Raw genomic sequence first — 18,862 nt, forward strand, 5'->3', positions numbered from 1 at the left:
ACAAATCAATGAACATACTCTAGGGAGGCAATTTATCATGAATCTTATTGCAACAGCGATCATCATCGGACTCGGCGCACTCGGCGCAGGTATCGGTAACGGTCTTATCGTAAACGGTACAGTATTAGGTCAAGCACGTCAGCCAGAACTCAAAAACGAACTTCGTCAAACAATGTTCATCGGTATCGGTCTTGTTGAGGCACTTCCAATCATCGGTGTAGCGGTCGGTTTCCTTCTTCTCAACTCTTAATCCACGATTAACGAGAACGGACTACATAGGGCGCTATTCGTTCAACGTTTGAGTGAACCGTCACGGGAGCTTAGGCTCCCTTATGTAGATATTGAAGTTGAACCAACCACGAGGGGAGTGTAATCGAATGAATCTAACGTATCTTGCGGCAGAGGCTGGCGGCGAAGGCAACCAACTCTTATTAGCCAACATGATCGTCACGATCGTCGTTTTCCTCTTGCTCCTCATCCTCTTGAAGAAATTCGCATGGGGCCCGCTCGTCAACATGATGAAAGCGCGGGAAGAGCATGTGGCTAGCGAGATCAACTCGGCTGAAAAGAGCCGTAAAGACGCTGAAGTCTACGTAGAACAACAACGCGAAGAATTAAACAAGGCGCGTACGGAAGCACGCGATCTTTTAGAAGCATCACGCCGTCAGGCAGAAGCAGAGCAAGCACGTGCGATGGAGCAGGCACGTCTTGAATCCGAAATGAGTAAGGAAGAAGCTCGCCGTGCGATCGAACGTGAACGCGCTGAAGCACAAGCTGCTTTGAAGAACGATGTCGCTCTTCAAGCAATCGCTGCAGCACGCCACGTCATGAAAACACAGCTTGCGACAGACGAAGCCGCTCAAAAAGCACTCGTCGATCAATTCCTTGCTGATACTAAGGGCACGAACTAATGCGTGATCACGTAGCGGGACGCTACGCAAAAGCGCTCTTCGATCTTGCGCTTGAGCACCATGTGCTCGAGCAAGCAGAAGCTGATGTGCGGACGCTCGGCGAAGTGCTCCACGCAACACCAGAGCTCGCTTCGGTTTTAGATAACCCATCGATTTCTGCTGAAGAGCTCAAGCAAGTTCTTCAAACAAGCTTCACGGGCTTCAACTCGATCGTCTTGAACACATTGCTCGTCATGGTCGAAAACGACCGGGCGGCAGAGATCGTTACATTACCGGAACACTTCATTGCATTGTTGAATGAACACCGCAATGTCGCGACGGCAATCGTCACGAGTGCATACAAATTGTCAGACGAGGAACTCACGAAAGTGAAAGAGACGTTTGGCCAAAAATCAGGTAAAACGCTTGAAGTCGAGAACGTCGTCGACACGAGTGTCATCGGAGGACTTCGCGTTCAAATCGGTTACACGACATATGACGGTACGATCGAAACTAAACTAACGCGCCTTGAGCGTGAGCTGTTAAAAGCGTAAGAAAATAGGGGTGAAACGCATGAGCATTAGAGCTGAAGAAATCAGCGCCCTGCTTAAAGCGCGTATCGCGCAGTACGGTTCTACGATGGAAGTGAACGAGACAGGTACGGTCATCCAAATCGGTGATGGTATCGCTCGTGCACACGGACTCGACAACGTCATGTCGGGAGAGCTCGTAGAATTCGCTAACGGCACAATGGGCTTGGCGCAAAACTTAGAAGAAGGCAACGTCGGTATCATCATCCTCGGTGACTACCTTGAAATCAAAGAAGGCGACTCTGTTCGCCGTACGGGCCGCATCATGGAAGTACCAACAGGAGACGCACTCCTCGGACGTGTCGTCAACCCACTCGGTATGCCAATCGATGGTCTTGGTCCAATCGAAACAGAACACTACAACCCGATCGAGCGTAAGGCGTCTGGCGTCATGGCGCGTAAATCGGTACACGAGCCACTTCAGACAGGAATCAAGGCGATCGATGCCCTCGTTCCAATCGGTCGTGGACAGCGTGAGTTGATCATCGGTGACCGTCAGACGGGTAAAACGTCGATCGCCATCGATACGATCATCAACCAAAAAGAAGAAAACATGATCTGTATCTATGTCGCAATCGGACAAAAAGAATCAACAGTCCGTGGCGTCGTCGAGACGCTCCGTAAAAACGGTGCCCTCGATTACACGATCGTCGTTTCGGCAGCGGCTTCACAGCCAGCTCCACTTCTTTACCTCGCACCATTCGCAGGTGTCGCGATGGGTGAACACTTCATGGACCAAGGCAAACACGTTCTTGTCATCTATGATGATCTTTCAAAACAAGCAGCTGCTTACCGTGAGCTTTCACTTCTCTTGAAACGCCCACCAGGCCGCGAAGCTTACCCAGGGGATGTCTTCTACCTCCACTCACGCCTTCTTGAGCGTGCGGCGAAGTTGAACGACGAGCTTGGCGCAGGTAGCTTGACTGCCCTTCCGTTCATCGAAACACAAGCGTCGGATATCTCAGCTTATATCCCGACGAACGTTATCTCGATCACGGATGGTCAAATCTTCCTTCAATCGGATCTCTTCTTCTCAGGTGTCCGTCCCGCGATCAACCCGGGTCTCTCGGTATCGCGTGTAGGTGGTTCGGCTCAAGTAAAAGCGATGAAGAAGGTAGCGGGTACGCTCCGTCTTGACCTCGCATCTTACCGTGAGCTTGAAGCATTCGCTCAGTTCGGATCTGACCTTGATAAAGCGACTCAATCGAAGCTTAACCGTGGTGAGCGGACAGTTGAAGTCTTGAAACAAGACTTGAACCAACCACTTACTGTCGATAAGCAAGTCATCATCATCTATGCCTTGACTCGTGGTCACCTTGATGATGTTGCTGTAACGGATATTCGTCGTTTTGAAAAGGAACTCAACCTCTGGCTCGATCAAAACCGCAAACAACTTTGCGATGAGATCCGTAAGACAGGTAACCTTCCAGCAGACGAAGAGATCGTAGCAGCAATCTCAGAATTTAAGAAAACGTTCCAAGCGACGGTTTAATCCGGCGGAACGCTCTTGATACTAACAAGGTGGTGAATCGAAATGGCATCGTTGCGCGAGATACAAACGCGGATCAACTCGACGAAAAGTACGAAACAGATCACGAAAGCGATGAACATGGTTTCGGCGTCGAAACTGAACCGCGCTCAAGCACATAGCGCGAAGTTCCAACCTTACATGCTGAAAATGCAAGAGGTACTCGGAACCATTGCGAATGGCACGACAGGTGCGAGCCATCCGATGCTCGAGAAACGTCCCGTCAAAAAGACGGGCTATATCGTCATCACATCGGATCGCGGCTTAGCTGGTGCATATAACGCCAACGTGCTGCGTGAAGTCTACCGGGAAATCAAAGAAAAGCATACTGCGGACAGTTACGTTCTCTTCGTGGTCGGTAAAGTCGGTGTCCAGTTCTTCCGTTCACGCGGAATCACGGTCACGGATGCGATCACAGGCTTGAACGATTCTCCTTCGTATGTCGACGTCGCTGAGATCGTGAAGCGCACAGTGAGTGCGTTCACGATCGGCGAAATCGACGAGCTCAAGCTGTGCTACAACCACTTCTTATCTGTCATCAGCCAAGAAGTGAAAGTCGAAACTCTTCTCCCACTCGGAGAAATCGAAGCTTCGTCTTCGACGACTTATGAGTACGAGCCAAGCGAGGAACAAATCCTTGCTGAACTCCTCCCGCGTTATGCGGAGAGCTTGATCTTCGGTGCGCTTCTTGACGCGAAAGTAGCAGAACATGCGTCACGTATGACAGCAATGCAAAGTGCGACAGATAACGCAGATGACTTGATCGGTCGATTGACTCTCGTCTACAACCGAGCTCGACAAGCTGCGATCACGCAAGAAATCACAGAGATCGTCAGTGGGGCTGCTGCGCAGCAGTAATCCCGACTGGCGTAACGATAGGTAGGAGGAAACACGATGAACGAACTCGGTTTAAAAGGCCGCGTCGTCGCGGTCATGGGACCTGTCATCGACGTTAAGTTCGAAGGACACTTACCGAACATCTACAACGCGCTTCGTATTCAATATACGCCGCAAACTGTAGAAGAAGTGGCTATCGACTTGACGCTTGAGGTCGCCCTGCACCTTGGTGACGACGTCGTCCGTACCATTGCGATGGACTCTACGGATGGAGTACGCCGTGGAATGGAAGTACTCGATACGAATGCTCCAATCTCGGTACCCGTCGGAGAAGCGACACTTGGTCGCGTCTTCAACGTACTCGGTAACCCAATTGATGAAAAAGAAATCGCTGCTGACGTGGAACGTCTTCCGATCCACAAAAAAGCACCGACTTTCGATAACCTTTCAACGAAAGTTGAAATCCTCGAGACTGGAATTAAAGTCGTCGACTTGCTCGCTCCTTACATCAAGGGTGGTAAGATCGGTCTCTTCGGTGGTGCCGGTGTAGGTAAGACCGTCCTCATCCAGGAATTGATCAACAACATCGCGCAAGAGCACAGCGGTATCTCGGTATTCGCAGGTGTTGGTGAGCGGACGCGTGAAGGAAATGACTTGTTCCACGAGATGACGGATTCAGGCGTTATCAAACAAACAGCGATGGTCTTCGGTCAGATGAACGAACCACCGGGTGCACGTCTTCGTGTTGCCTTGACTGGTTTGACAATGGCAGAATACTTCCGTGATGAGCAAGGACAAGACGTTCTTCTCTTCGTTGATAACATCTTCCGTTACACACAAGCGGGTTCTGAGGTATCGGCCCTTCTCGGTCGTATGCCATCTGCCGTTGGTTACCAGCCAACACTCGCAACAGAGATGGGTATGCTCCAAGAGCGAATCACATCAACAAACAAAGGTTCGGTTACATCGATCCAAGCGGTTTATGTACCAGCCGATGACTATACTGACCCGGCTCCTGCGACGACGTTTGCTCACTTAGATGCAACGACGAACCTTGAGCGCCGTCTCTCTGAGATGGGGATCTATCCTGCCGTGGATCCACTTGCTTCAACATCACGCGCCCTTTCACCGGAAATCGTCGGCGAAGAGCACTACGGTGTTGCACGTCAAGTTCAGGAAACACTTCAGCGTTATAAAGAACTTCAAGATATCATCGCGATCCTCGGTATGGACGAGTTGTCAGAAGACGACAAATTGACTGTACACCGTGCGCGTCGTATCCAATTCTTCTTGTCGCAGAACTTCCACGTAGCTGAGCAGTTCACAGGACAAAAAGGATCGTACGTCCCAGTTAAGGACACGATCCGCGGCTTCAAAGAAATCCTCGAAGGTAAACACGATGACTTAACGGAAGAAGCATTCCGTCTCGTCGGTCCGATCGAAGATGCGATTGAAAAAGCGAAGGCGCTTGTCTAAGTGACAAAGCATAAGGGGGACTTGAGATGAACACACTTCATGTCAATATCGTCACCCCGGATGGCGAAGTGTATGATGGCGATGTCCGTATGGTCGTTGCGAAGACGATTTCTGGTGAGATCGGGGTTCTCCCGCACCACGTCCCACTCGTGACACCACTCGACATCAGCATCTTGAAGTTGCGCCACGAAGATGGCGGACGCACGTTGATCGCTATCAGCGGTGGCTTTATGGAAGTGCGCCAGGATACTGTAACGGTTCTTGCGGAAACTGCGGAGCAAGCAGACAAGGTCGACTACGACCGTGCTGCAGCTGCGAAGGTTCGTGCAGAACGTCGTCTCCAGGACACGAAATTATCAGAACTCGAATTCAAGCGTGCTGAACTTTCACTGAAACGAGCAGTTAACCGTCTCAGCTTGAAAGACTACGGTCGCGATTGATGTCGATCAAAGACTCGATTCCTTCATGGAATCGGGTCTTTTTTTGTACGACGCATCAATGAATGAGTGCGAAGAAGCGTTTTCTGAGCGAGGCGCTTGGAATCAGGTTTAGGAAGCGAAAAATATGTAAAAGAACACTATATGCCTTGTTTTCACGATTTCTTCAACAGAAAGCTCATGATTTTCCTCATTTGCTCTTCAATAAATATATTTTATGCGATAAAATAAATGCAGCTTGTGTCATTTTGTTTGCGCAATCATTCATTTTATGAAATCATGGTAAAGTTGAAGAAATTATGAAGAAGAGGTGCAATGGTAGTGACGTCAATTGGTATTAGTGCTCTGATCAGCATGCTCATGTACGTGATCGCCATCTTGTTTGCTTGGTGGGTGATGTTACCAATCAAATGGGATAAATTCCTGCAACATCCTAGAGGTCCACAGGCGGTTTTACTACGTGTCCTGCTTGCTGTTGCTCTTGGTTCCAGTCTGGCGCGCTTTTTACTTGAATATGCGGGTTTTGCGCAACGTCTGAAATTCTTATTCAGCTGAACTTGTAACTTCATTGTAAACCTTGTATCGTGAAACTGGATTACCATGGAAAAGGACACTGTTCTTTAATGAAAGAACACAGTCAATTTATCAATCATCGAAACAGTCGCGTAGTAGTTTTAACTATTGGGAGTTTCTCTTCTATCGGTTCATCTCGAACCGCATACGCACTTATCACGCCATCATAAATAGAACAGAAACGAAGCAGAGGAGTATGGGGAATGGAAAAAATCGTTGTCCGAGGCGGACGTAAATTAGCTGGCACAGTCAAAGTAGAAGGTGCAAAAAATGCCGTATTAAAAACACTCGTTGCAACATTGCTTGCATCAGAAGGGAAATCCGTCCTTCAAAACGTACCACGTTTAGCAGACGTCTATACGATCAATAACGTGTTGCGCAACTTGAACGCGGAAGTCGAATTCGATGCGGAAGCCAACACGGTGACGGTCAATGCAGAGCCGAATCTTAAAGACGAGGCACCACTCGAGTACGTGCGTAAGATGCGAGCTTCGATTCTCGTCATGGGTCCATTACTTGCACGCCTCGGGCGCGCACGCGTTGCAATGCCAGGTGGCTGTGCAATCGGATCACGTCCGATCGATCTTCACTTGAAAGGCTTCGAAGCGATGGGCGCGAAGACGATCATCGGAAACGGATTTGTTGAAGCGCATGTCGACGGTCGTCTCCAAGGTGCAAAAATCTATCTTGACTTCCCATCAGTCGGTGCGACAGAGAACATCATGATGGCTGCGACACTCGCAGAAGGAACGACAGTCATCGAGAACGTCGCAAAAGAACCAGAAATCGTTGACCTTGCGAACTTCTTGAACGCAATGGGCGCAAAAGTCCGCGGTGCAGGTACAGAAACGATCCGCATCGAAGGCGTCGAGAAATTACACGGTGCAACACACTATGTCATTCCTGACCGGATCGAAGCAGGTACGTTCATGATTGCAGCAGCGATCACAGAAGGTGACGTCGAAGTCATCGGTGCTGAGCGCGAACACCTTCGTCCACTCATCTCGAAGATGGAAGAGATGGGCGTTAAGATCACGGATACAGAAGAAGGACTCCGTGTCGTTGGTCCAGCAAAACTTGAAGCGGTTGATGTCAAGACGATGCCACACCCTGGTTTCCCGACAGACGTTCAAGCACAGATGATGGCTCTCGTCCTCAAAGCAGGCGGCACATCGGTCATCACGGAAACAGTTTTTGAGAACCGTTTCATGCACGTTGAAGAATTCCGTCGCATGAACGCGGACATCAAGATTGAAGGTCGCTCGTCGATCATCAATGGTGGTGTACAGTTACAAGGTGCGGAAGTTCTTTCAACGGATCTTCGCTCAGGTGCTGCACTCGTCACAGCAGGATTGATCGCTGAAGGCGAAACGCGTGTCGGTGCGCTTCACCACATCGATCGTGGATACGTCGACTTCCACCTCAAACTTCAAGCACTCGGTGCAGACGTCGAACGTGTGACAGAAGAAGCGGCAATCGTCGAAGAAACGGCAGCAACAAAGCTTTAATTCCAATTATCCAAGCATCATCTCATGTTTTTGAGATGATGCTTTTTTGCTGTATTTTCAAAAAGATGACAATGAAATGTGAAAAGCGAAAAAGAAAGTCGTTTCGTTATGAGGCGTATGCTAGAATTGAAAAGTATGTATACATAAATGGGTTAGACGTCCAAACGACGTTCTATATTTTGGAAGAATAGCCATCGGGTAAAGGAGAGCACACGAGATGTTTTCAAAAGATATCGGAATCGACTTAGGGACGGCGAACGTCGTCATTCATGTCAAAGGGAGAGGCATCGTCCTCGATGAGCCATCGGTCGTCGCGATCGATAAGGCAACAGGTAAGATTCATGCAGTAGGAACGGAAGCACACTTGATGGTAGGGCGGACACCGGGGAACATCGTCGCGATTCGTCCTTTACAAGACGGAGTCATCGCGGACTTCGAGATGACGGAAGCAATGCTTCGCCATTTCATCGATAAGATTGAAGTCCGTAAGATGTTCGGTGGCGTCCGGATGTTGATCTGTACACCAGCAAGCATCACGACGGTTGAAGCGAAGGCGATTCGTCAAGCCGGTGAAAAATCAGGCGCAAAGACGGTCTTCCTCGAAGTCGAGCCGAAGGTCGCAGCAGTCGGTGCTGGTATGGACATTTGGATGCCAGCAGGGCACATGGTCATTGATATCGGTGGGGGAACGACGGACGTCGCTGTACTATCGATGGGTGATATCGTATGCGGGGAGACGATCAAAGTCGCAGGAGATCGCTTCGACCACGACATCATCCGTTCAATCAAGGATACACATAAGCTCATCATCGGGGAACGGACGGCACAAGCGGTCAAGACGACAGTTGCTACTGTTTCAGAAGACGGACGGAGCGAACAGATGGATATTCGGGGACGCAATCTCGTGACAGGCTTACCGCACAACATCACGGTGACATCAGAAGAGATGCACGAAGCGCTCGCGGAAGCAGCGATGGAAATCGTCGAAGCAACGAAGCGTGTGCTCGAGAAGACGCCACCAGAGCTTGCAGCGGATATCATCGATCGCGGTATCATCCTGACGGGTGGGGGCGCACTCCTTGACGGCATCGATCAACTGCTTGCAAAAGAACTCGGACTACCGGTTCTGATCGCAGAAGATCCAATGCTATGTGTCGCACGCGGTACAGGCATCATGCTCGATAATCTAGGCAAGTGATGAAAAGATGGAAGTGTTCTCAACGGAGAATGCTTCTTTTTTTGTAGCATTCATTTTGCGAATTAATGAAGAGTAGAGGACAACTGGAAGAAATACTTGAACGATTCAAACGCTAGACATTTCACATTGTGAAGTGTATATTAGAAGTTGTTGTATTGAAACGAATTGTAAAATAAAAGGAAGTGATGCCACAATGCCATTGTGGAAAAGAAATTTAGTCGTCGTTTGGTTCGGTAGTTTTTTGACCGCTGCAGCCCTCAGTCTCGTTTTACCGTTTTTGCCCTTATTCATTGAAGAACTTGGTGTCGACAGCCGACAAGACATTACGACCTGGTCCGGCATCGCCTTTGGTGCAACGTTCCTCGTCGCTGCGATCGTCTCACCAATCTGGGGACGTCTCGCTGACCGAAAAGGACGGAAGCTGATGTTGCTTCGTGCAAGTCTTGGTATGTCGATCGTCATGTTCTTGATTAGTTTCGTTCAAGACGTCTATCAACTCGTATTCTTACGTCTTGTCATGGGAGCCGTATCCGGATTCATTTCAGCCGGCATTACACTCGTTGCTTCCCAAACCCCAAAAGAGAAAAGTGGCTGGGCGCTCGGCACCCTGTCGACCGGTGGGATTGCCGGTGGATTGCTAGGACCTCTCATTGGAGGATTCCTCGCCGACGTTGTTGGGCTTCGACCCGTTTTTCTCTTTACGAGCGTACCGCTCTTCATTACCTTCCTCGTGACCTACTTCTTAGTTAAAGAAGAATTCGTCCCAATGGAAGTTAAAAAGATGGCGTCCGCGAAGGAAATCATCCAGTCGCTGCGTCATCCGGAACTGATTTTAAGTCTCTTTTTGACGACGTTCCTGATTCAGTTCGCGGCACAATCAATCAGTCCGATCCTGTCGCTCTATGTCCGGGAACTCAGTCCGGGTACAGAACGTCTCGCGTTACTATCCGGGATCGTCGCTTCGGCACCTGGGATCGCGGCATTGATTGCAGCGCAACGACTCGGTCGTCTATCGGATAAAATCGGAGCAGAGCGTGTCTTGTTTTTTGCGCTACTTATTTTTGCGGCGTTCTTGATTCCGCAAGCATTCGTCACGGATACGAGCCAATTGATCGTCTTACGGATGGGAATTGGTTTTGCGACAGCAGCACTAATGCCGTCCGTCCAAACGTTGCTTCGGAAGAATACGCCAGCCAATGCGTCAGGACGGATTTTTGGATATAACCAGTCCGCGCAGTTCATGGGGAACTTCCTCGGACCACTCGCGGGTGGACAGATTGCCGGGCACTTCGGCTTTGAAGCGTTATTCCTCTTCACTGGACTGATCGTCATCACGAATGCCGTGTTAGAGCGGACACAAACAGCAGTGCTTAGTAAAAATAACGGATAAGGTAAAACACGTCGACTCTAACGAAGGAGTCGACGTGTTTTTTGTCTTAAGAAGGCGGTTCGAGAATGTCTTCCAAAAAGGAAGGTTGAGAATGTTTCAGTTGCTCCTGGACGAGAGAAGAGAGCGCACGCACCTTGAAATCCGCTGCATAATGGAACAGGCCGTTATCGAGTTCCGTGATGGATACAGGAACGAGAAAAATCTCGGGATGAATCAATGAGGCAAGTGTCACGTTTAGTTCGATGTTTTGATGAATCGGCAGACGAATCGAAGAGTAGAAGAACAGCGTCTTATTCGTACATCGGTTGATCAGGATATCAGAGGATCCGACTTGGATGGCTCGACCGTTTAGCCGGGTAATCGTGATTTGAGCGAATAACGATAAGATCGCTTCGACTGGAGCGGCTGTACCGGTGTGTTGAGGATATAACATCCCTTTCGTCAGTAATTTTTCAAAAGTGCTCTCTGACACAGGTTTGCTAAACAAATAACCTTGAATCAGGTCGCACTGTAACTCGCGATAAAAGTCGAGCTGCGGAATCGTTTCGATGCCTTCTGCGACGACTGTCAATTGAAACTCCTTTGCCATGAAGAGAATGCTTTTGACGACGGAACGACTTTTTGGATCGTGCTCGATCAGTTGCGCGAGAGAACGATCGATCTTCAGGCAATTGATCGGATAGCGCTGGACGTGAGAGATCGATGAATAGGCGGTACCGAAGTCATCTAAAGAGATATGGACACCGAGTGCAGAAATTCGTTCTAGAATCTCATGGATTTTATCGCTTTCAAGTAAGATGTCGGACTCGAGTAATTCAATCTCAAGGAGATGACCCGGTACTCGGTATCGTTGAAGATATTGTTCGATGACTTGTCCGAAATCTCCGTAAAACAGACGCTTCGGGGAGACGTTGATGGAAATCGGAACGATGTTCGAATGGCGTTGTTCACGAAGCTTACTGAGAAAACGACATGTCTGATCGAGTACCCAATCCCCAATGTGGAGATACATCTCACTTTCTTCCGACAAGGAGAGGAAATCCTTTGGCGTCAAGCGTCCCCACTCCGGATGATTCCAGCGAATTAACGCTTCGGCTCCTTGAATATTTCCGTTCCAGCCGTCGACTTTCGGCTGGTATTCGAGGACGAGCTGCTCGTTTTGAATGGCGTACCGTAAATCCCGTTCGAGTTCATAACGGCGATACATATCAATATCGAGCGTCGTCGAGTAAAACTGATAATTGCTCTTCGTTCGTGATTTCGCACGCCGGAGTGCTGTATACGTTTGTTTCAATAATTCGTCTGCTGATAGTTTATCGTTGACGACGTATGTGATACCGATATAGACGTTCGTGAACAATTCATAAGACAAGACATCAAAACGTTTTTCAGACAGCTTCAGTAGCTGATGGCTTAGTTTCACGATAGCTGTCTCATCAATCGGTTTCTTAATGATGAAGAGATACTTATCACCGAACAGATGACCGACGAAATGATCTTGATCTGCAAAGCGACGCACTTCAGTACTCGTCTGGCGAATCCATTCATCTCCGACATCATGTCCGAAACGTTCATGAATGACATTGTATTGCTTAAAGGTGACAGCAAGCAACGTAAACGATGTTCGTGTCTTCAATAAACTCGTGATTTCCTCGAGTAAAAAGGCGCGGTTCGGTAACTGAGTTAGCGAGTCATGCATGGAGAGATGCCAAATCGTATGCTGTTGCTCTTTTAAAATCGTAATGTCAGACGAGACCCCATAATGACCCGAGACATCGCCCTTATTATCAAGAATTGGAATACAGGTTTCCTCGATCCAAAAGACATTGTCGAGGAGTTGGAGGCGATAGACGTGTCGGATGACCTTACCGTTACGAATCTCAGGATACGAGAGTTCTAAATGTGTTAAATCCTCGGGGTGAATCAGTGTCCGCCATAACTGGGGTTCCTTTTCAATCCGGTTCAGGATGTGCTGATAGGGAGCTAAAAAACCGGCTGATTGAAACGTGACGGTTTGCGGATGATAGATATGTTCGTAAATGGACGTATCCAGTGAGCCGAAGACATCCTTTAAGGACTGAATGGCATGATCGCGTTCGCGTTCAAGACTCGTCAGCTCCGTAGCATCATGCAGAATGAAGTTGACGCAGCGGGGAGAAGAGTTTTGCTGAAGTAAGGCATCACAACGAACGACTTTCGTATAGTGACGTCGTTTGCTCATTCGAAGGGACATCGAGAATTCAGCAATCTGCTCGTCACACAAGGCAGTACTCTGTTGTAAGAATAGATCGCGGTCTTCCGGGTGGATTTCGTCGAGCAGTTCGTATGCATCCATTTGTGCGACATGACGCTGTGACCATTCTAGCAATTGACTAAGTGCGGCATCGGCAGTCAGTTGTTTCGTCGAAGGAATATATTCAAGAAAGGTGACGCCGTCAAGCGTCGTCGTCAACTGTTCCTTTGCAAGTAGACGATTATAAGCGGTACGTAATTCTTTTTGTTGGGAGACGTCACGCGCAATGCCGTAAAGTCCAATGATGACGTGTTGATTGTAGAGGGGAATGTTCGTGACGTTGACAGTCAGGATTTGACCATCTTTTCGTTGAATGTCCGTTGTGAAATGAATCGTTTCGCCTTCGTGAACACGATGTTTTAGTGGTGCAATACGTTCAGCTTCTGATTTGATGAGCAGCTCGCTGAAATGCATACCACGGATCGCGTCGGTAGGATAACCGAGTAAAAGAGGTAGCTTATTATTAAATGCGATGAAATTTCCTTTCAAATCCATCGTATAAACTGCATCCGGGTGATTTTCAAGGAAGTGGGTCATGTCTGTCAACAGTGTGAAATCTAAAGAAGGAGTGGTCGATTGGTTCGTACGTCTTTTAAAGAAAGACACCGTCATCACCTCGTTTCAACTGGTCGATATGAACTACTTCTAATTATACCCAATTGGAATAATTATGAATATGAAACGAATTCAAAAGAAGGAGAATGATTTTTTGATAGGAATAGTAGTACTTTAGATGCAACTCAGAATTTTATTCCCTTTTTTTGAAAAAAACTCATAATCTGAAGCAAACGGACCGATATACTAAAAGATAGAATTGAACATGAAGTCAATGAGGAGATGAAATATAGATGTTACGCGGAATGTATACGGCATCCGGTGCGATGCAGGCATTGCAACGCCAACAAGAGATGTTGAGTAATAACTTAGCGAATGCACGGACGCCCGGCTTCCGTGCCGATCAAGCATCCCTGCGCACGTTTCCGGAGATGATGATCCATCAAGCGGCGACGAATGAACGGACGGGAATTCGACCTGCTGGAAACGTCGGTACGCTCGCGACAGGTGTGTTTATGCAGGCGGCGACACCGAACTTCGCACCTGGATCCATCACGGAGACAGGAAATGCGACGGATTTACAGATTAGTTCGATCGACGGTGTGCCGATGTTCACGATTTTCCATAATACGGGAGAAGGAACAGGAATCGAAGGAGAAACATTGTATACGACGAATGGGCAGTTCGCAGTCGATGGAGACGGTATCTTACGGACGACGGACGGCGATCAGGTACTCGATGAAGACGGTAACTTCATGAATGTCGGCAATGACGATTTCAAAGTCTCACCTGAAGGTATCGTGACGCGGGGGAACGGAGAGCAAGTCGGACGACTTGGACTCGTGACGACGAATAATACGGAACAACTTGAACGAGTCGAGAACGGACTCTACCGGGCTCCTGAAGCGTTGGCACAAGGAAACGTCAAGGTCGATCAAGGGGTACTTGAACTAGGGAACGTCGCAATCGAACAAACGATGGCAGAGATGAACGCTGGTCTGCGTCAGTTTGAAGCGAATCAAAAAGTCATTCAAGCGTATGACCGGACAGCGGAAAAGGCAGTTTCTGAAATCGGTCGCGTCCGATAATGAAAGGGGAACACCATGCAATCACTCTATACGTCAGCTAGTACAATGGCGCAATTACAAAAACAACTCGATACGACCGGGCACAACTTAGCGAATGTCGATACGAACGGATATAAACGTCGTGACGCCCAGTTCAAGGAGCTGTTGACGCGTAACATCCAGAACCAACCGGCTGCATTGCAAACGGGACCTTTATCGACACCGGCCGGCTTACGAATCGGTGTCGGCGGCTATGTCGCCAATGAAGCGACGCGCTTTTCGATGGGAACGTTCAAACGGACGGACCGGGCACTCGATGCCGCCTTATCGGATCCGCATCATTTCTTTGCGGTCATCGATCGGGATGGGGTGACGAAGTTCACGCGAGACGGAAACTTCCAACTATCTCCGCAAGCCGATGGGCGTATTCAATTGACGGATGACGCGGGACGGTCTGTCGTTAACGGTCAAAATGAACCAATTCTCTTACCTGCGGATGCGACGGGTGTCGAATTGAACAAGGACGGCAACGTCACGGGAATCGTCAATGGAGAGCGCCGTGTCCTCGCACGACTTGCTGTCGGGTATGTCGACAATCCGAATCAGTTGACGGAAGATGGAGCCGGCTTGTTTACAGCACCAGGACAGTATGAAACAGTCGATGGAAATCCATTGACGGTCGGCACACTCGAGTCGTCGAACGTCGATATGGCGACCGAGATGACGAATTTGACACAGATTCAACGGGCGTATCAATTCAATTCAAAAGCACTGATGACGACCGATCAGATGATGGGAATCGTCACGTCACTGAAATAACATGAAAAAGCAGATCGCCTCAGATTTGAGTGCGGATCTGCTTTTTACGTTCAGTCTTGTAGCGCTTGATAAATAGCGGCCATATCAGCATCCCCATGGTCAAGCTTTGCCTTCGTATAACTACGATCCGCTGCTTGAGCGAGCGGCAACTCGAGCTGCTGACGTTTTGCTTCAGTTATGATCAGCCCGAGATCCTTCGCCATCAAGCGAAGCGGGAAGGCAGACGGGAAATCGTTGTTCCGGTACATGTCCCGTTTACCGGTGAAGAGCGGCGTGTTCATGCCCGATGCACTGATCATCTGGATCAGCTTCTCTTTCTCAAGACCCGCACCTTCTCCGAGCAATAACGTCTCCGCGACTCCTTGTCCGACGACGGCGAGTAAGAGGTTGATGGCAAGTTTTGCCGCACTTCCTGAGCCATGTGGACCGAAATGGATCGTTTCCTTTCCGAGTAGATCAAGATACGGCTGACAAGCCGTGACGACGTCTGCGTCACCGCCAGCAAGCAAGACGAGCTGCCCGTTTTCTGCGACGGGGACAGACCCCGAAACAGGAACTTCAAGATACGTCCCACCATTCTCTTCGACAAGCCGAGCCATCTGCTTTGTTTCATCTGGCGAGATTGTACTTAAATTGACGATCGTCTTACCGACAAGCTCCTCTTGCACGCTGTCGAGAACGGACGCGACAGCTGGTCCGTCCGCGAGCATGACGAAGATGATGTCGCTTTGATGTACTGCGTCCTTAGCTTCTTTGACCGCTGTTGCTCCTCGATCAGTCAACGGCGCTGTTTTTTCATACGTCCGGTTGTAGACGATCACGTCATGCCCACCGTCAAGCAGACGTTTTGCCATCGGTATACCCATATGTCCTAAACCAATCCATCCCAGTTGCATGTTGATTCCTCCTTATCCTAATGCGCTTTTGACTATACCCCGCACGTCGTCGAATCTAACGACAAAAAAGACCGTCCACATGATGTGAACGGTCAGGTGATTAATCTTCATACGTGAGGATGGTCGAGATGACAGCAATCGGGAAACGGATCGTAAAGGTTGATCCAACACCGACGACGGATTCGACATCAATCGTTCCGCTGTGGTGTTTAACGATTTCCTTACAGATCGATAGACCAAGACCGGTTCCACCGATTTTCCGTGTCTCGGAGTTATCGACACGGTAGAACTTATCGAACAACTTCGGAAGCGCGTCTTGTGGAATCCCGATGCCTTCATCCTGGATGCGGATTTGGGCGAAACCAAGTTCATTTGTAATCCGTATCAAGACCGTCCCACCGCTCGGTGAGTACTTGACGGCATTGCTGAGCAGGTTGTTGAGCAACTGCTTCATCTTTTCTGCGTCGCCGTCGATCATGATCGGTCCACGTGCCTCGAAATCAATCGTGTGTGTCTCATGCGAGACATCATAGAACTCGATTAAATCCTGGGCGAGTTCGACGACATCAAATGTCGTCATCTCGTAACGGTGTTCGCTCGATTCCATCCGTTGGACATCGAGGAAGTCATTGACGAGCGTCGTCAGGCGACCCGTCTCGGAGTGGATCGTCTGGAGATATTTCCGTTGCCGTTCTTCCTCGAACCGTTTATTAAGCATCAGCTCGGTGAAGCCATAGATCGAAGAGAGTGGGGTCCGTAATTCATGCGAGACGGTCGAGACGAATTCTTCCTTCATCCGCTCGGCTTCCGTTTCCTTTGTGACGTCACGGAGAACAAGCATCGTACCGACCCACATGCCGTCGACTTCAATCTTCTCGGCATAAATCTGGATGTACGTACTCTGTTTTCGAATCGAGACGATCAAGCTATCTTTTGGTAAATTCAGCTCAACGATCTGTTCGATGTAACGCTCAAATGGTGCTGGTTCATCGATGATGTCAGCGAGTGCCTGCATCGCTTGCTGGAAGGCAGAGCGCTCTTCGTCTTTGAACTCTGTTGGTACTTCCGGGAACAACGTCATCAGCGGTTCGTTGACGAGCAATTCGTCCGTCTCATGTTCGATGTAGACGACGGCTTCACGAATCGAGTTTAATAGTTGGGTCGTCTTATTCTTCTCACGAATCATTTCTTCATAAATGCCCATCCGGAGAAGGGAAAGCGATAATTGATGCGAGAACGACAAGATGTCATCCATCTGTTCCGCTGTGAAGGCGTCACGATAACGAACGAGATAGATACAGGCGATCATGTGCTCTTTCGTCGGATCAAGAACTGGGACTGCGACCTCATACATATAGTATGGGTATGGAAGCGGACTCTCATGCGCGACCTGTTTCGATGAATGAACTGGACGCTTTAGGAGGCGTGCGCGGTGCAAGAGTGATTGATCATCGGAGACAAGACGACCGACCATCTCTTCCGTCATCCCATAATCGATCGTTGAACGGACTTCCTGTTGATCAAGGAACAACAATGCACCAATCTCAGAATGTGTGATCGAGACGAGCTTCTCGATGATTTCCGGATACGCCGTCAGTGTCTCACGGGACGCAAGCGTCTCGGTCAATTCATTGCGATACTTGAGATGTTGTTCGCTCCGAAGCGTGATATCGAGTGCTTCCTCAAGCTCTTCCTGTTGCGCTTGCAGTTCTTCTTGCTGGGCGACGAGTTCTTCCTGTTGTGCCTGGAGTTCTTCGTTCTTCGCCAGCATATGGACCTTGTTGTCGGCAATCGATGCCGCCATTTGATTGAATGATGCCGTCAGCGTATGCAGCTCGTCCTTCCGTTTCGGTAATGGAATCGCTTGGATGTCTTCACCTGTTGCAAGCAAAGCGCTATCGCGAGACAGTGCGTTGACCTGCTTCGTAATGCGGCTGATGAATGGACGAACGAGAGAGAAGAGGACGAGAATCAAGACGACGAGGTTCGACAGCCAGATGAACTGAGCGACACGCATTTCGCCAAGAAGATCGTTCTTTGCCTCGACTTCCTTCCCTTGAATCAACGTCAGATAATCAGCAAGTAACGTATCAATCCGTGTCATGTCGACATCAGCGTCTGATAAACTAACCGATCCGCGTATTGTTCCGTTTGCATTAAACAGATCCTTCCCATTCGAAAGCGCAGCAAGGGTATCAGGGTCGACAAAAGCTTCATCGATTTTCCCGTCTTTCTTCCCGTCGACGTATTCAGTAAGGAGCGGCAGTGCTGTTCCGAAATAATCGTCATACATTTGACGTGTCGCGGTTGCGTACTCTTTTCCTTGCTCGTACACGGCGTACTTCTCGAACCATGTCGTTAAACGATTGATTTCCTGTTGATTCGTCTTGACGGTATCCAGTGTTTCCTGTGAGCCGGTCAATAAGTAGGATTTAACGTTACTTTGCGCGACGGTCCACTCACTAGCGAGGTCATTCGCATTCGTTCGTCGTTCACGTAAGTCATCGAATGTCGCATTCGCCTGATCGATTTTTTGTTCCGTGTAGAAATAAACGATCGCAGACGTGATGCTGAGTGCGACGAACACCATATAGAAGGCGAACATCAATTGGCGACCGATGGTATGGTTGATCCATTTCACTGGGGTATCCTCCGTATTCTATTTTACATGTATGAAAAAGATTGCTTAAGTTCGAATATATTCATCTTACGCACATTCAAGGGTCTCGGCAAATTTGAATCTGCAAATCTCATTAAAACAAATATATCATATATTGGTTAAAATGGAGGAACCGATATATTTTC

General features: G+C 48.9%; 16 protein-coding genes. 13 read left to right on the plus strand and 3 right to left on the minus strand.

Annotated elements, in window-relative coordinates; translation table 11 throughout:
* Positions 1-37 precede the first annotated feature (37 nt).
* From atpE to NOM72_RS00615, 11 genes are all read left to right on the plus strand, one after another.
* Positions 38-250 carry a F0F1 ATP synthase subunit C gene (gene atpE / locus NOM72_RS00565; RefSeq protein WP_023469499.1) on the plus strand — a complete coding sequence of 71 codons (213 nt, stop codon included), beginning with the start codon at positions 38-40 and terminating at the stop codon, positions 248-250.
* Between the two features lie 127 nt (positions 251-377).
* Positions 378-911 carry a F0F1 ATP synthase subunit B gene (gene atpF, locus NOM72_RS00570; protein WP_023469498.1) on the plus strand — a complete coding sequence of 178 codons (534 nt, stop codon included), beginning with the start codon at positions 378-380 and terminating at the stop codon, positions 909-911.
* Positions 911-1,444 (plus strand): F0F1 ATP synthase subunit delta, encoded by a 534-nt coding sequence (locus NOM72_RS00575; RefSeq protein ID WP_023469497.1) that lies wholly within the window; start codon positions 911-913, stop codon positions 1,442-1,444. Before atpF ends, NOM72_RS00575 begins: the two co-directional genes overlap by 1 nt.
* Positions 1,445-1,463: 19 nt before the next feature.
* Positions 1,464-2,972, plus strand: coding sequence for a F0F1 ATP synthase subunit alpha (gene atpA / locus NOM72_RS00580; RefSeq protein WP_023469496.1), 1,509 nt, complete (start codon positions 1,464-1,466; stop codon positions 2,970-2,972).
* Between the two features lie 42 nt (positions 2,973-3,014).
* Positions 3,015-3,866, plus strand: coding sequence for an ATP synthase F1 subunit gamma (gene atpG / locus NOM72_RS00585; protein ID WP_023469495.1), 852 nt, complete (start codon positions 3,015-3,017; stop codon positions 3,864-3,866).
* Between the two features lie 36 nt (positions 3,867-3,902).
* Entirely contained in the window at positions 3,903-5,321 is a 1,419-nt protein-coding gene (gene atpD / locus NOM72_RS00590) for a F0F1 ATP synthase subunit beta (protein WP_023469494.1), read from the plus strand.
* A 26-nt stretch (positions 5,322-5,347) separates the two neighbouring features.
* Complete coding sequence (locus NOM72_RS00595) at positions 5,348-5,761, plus strand: F0F1 ATP synthase subunit epsilon (protein WP_029342737.1); 414 nt, start codon at positions 5,348-5,350, stop codon at positions 5,759-5,761.
* Positions 5,762-6,073: 312 nt separating this feature from the next.
* Positions 6,074-6,313, plus strand: coding sequence for a DUF1146 family protein (locus tag NOM72_RS00600; RefSeq protein ID WP_235515945.1), 240 nt, complete (start codon positions 6,074-6,076; stop codon positions 6,311-6,313).
* Between the two features lie 221 nt (positions 6,314-6,534).
* On the plus strand, positions 6,535-7,839 hold the full coding sequence (murA, locus tag NOM72_RS00605) for a UDP-N-acetylglucosamine 1-carboxyvinyltransferase (protein ID WP_023469491.1): 1,305 nt from the start codon (positions 6,535-6,537) through the stop codon (positions 7,837-7,839).
* Positions 7,840-8,056: 217 nt separating this feature from the next.
* Positions 8,057-9,037 carry a rod shape-determining protein MreB gene (gene mreB, locus NOM72_RS00610; protein ID WP_023469490.1) on the plus strand — a complete coding sequence of 327 codons (981 nt, stop codon included), beginning with the start codon at positions 8,057-8,059 and terminating at the stop codon, positions 9,035-9,037.
* Between the two features lie 193 nt (positions 9,038-9,230).
* Entirely contained in the window at positions 9,231-10,427 is a 1,197-nt protein-coding gene (locus NOM72_RS00615) for a multidrug efflux MFS transporter (RefSeq protein ID WP_023469489.1), read from the plus strand.
* 46 nt (positions 10,428-10,473) lie between these two features.
* On the opposite strand, the gene NOM72_RS00620 is transcribed toward NOM72_RS00615, so the two are convergent.
* Positions 10,474-13,326 carry a sensor domain-containing protein gene (locus NOM72_RS00620; protein WP_255997315.1) on the minus strand — a complete coding sequence of 951 codons (2,853 nt, stop codon included), beginning with the start codon at positions 13,324-13,326 and terminating at the stop codon, positions 10,474-10,476.
* Positions 13,327-13,568: 242 nt separating this feature from the next.
* On the opposite strand from NOM72_RS00620, the gene NOM72_RS00625 reads away from it, so the two are divergent.
* Positions 13,569-14,363, plus strand: coding sequence for a flagellar hook-basal body protein (locus NOM72_RS00625; RefSeq protein WP_055969278.1), 795 nt, complete (start codon positions 13,569-13,571; stop codon positions 14,361-14,363).
* A gap of 15 nt (positions 14,364-14,378) precedes the next feature.
* Positions 14,379-15,161 carry a flagellar hook-basal body protein gene (locus NOM72_RS00630; protein ID WP_023469485.1) on the plus strand — a complete coding sequence of 261 codons (783 nt, stop codon included), beginning with the start codon at positions 14,379-14,381 and terminating at the stop codon, positions 15,159-15,161.
* Between the two features lie 50 nt (positions 15,162-15,211).
* Here the strand turns inward: NOM72_RS00630 and NOM72_RS00635 are convergent, their stop codons facing one another.
* Both NOM72_RS00635 and NOM72_RS00640 read right to left on the minus strand, forming a co-directional pair.
* Positions 15,212-16,057: an NAD(P)-dependent oxidoreductase gene (locus NOM72_RS00635; protein WP_023469484.1), complete on the minus strand. Its 846-nt coding sequence runs from the start codon at positions 16,055-16,057 to the stop codon at positions 15,212-15,214.
* A 100-nt stretch (positions 16,058-16,157) separates the two neighbouring features.
* On the minus strand, positions 16,158-18,698 hold the full coding sequence (locus tag NOM72_RS00640; protein WP_255997318.1) for a HAMP domain-containing sensor histidine kinase: 2,541 nt from the start codon (positions 18,696-18,698) through the stop codon (positions 16,158-16,160).
* Between the last annotated feature and the right edge of the window lie 164 nt (positions 18,699-18,862).

Source organism: Exiguobacterium sp. LL15 (genome assembly GCF_024436095.1).
In the GTDB taxonomy this organism is placed as follows: Bacteria; Bacillota; Bacilli; order Exiguobacteriales; family Exiguobacteriaceae; genus Exiguobacterium_A; species Exiguobacterium_A indicum.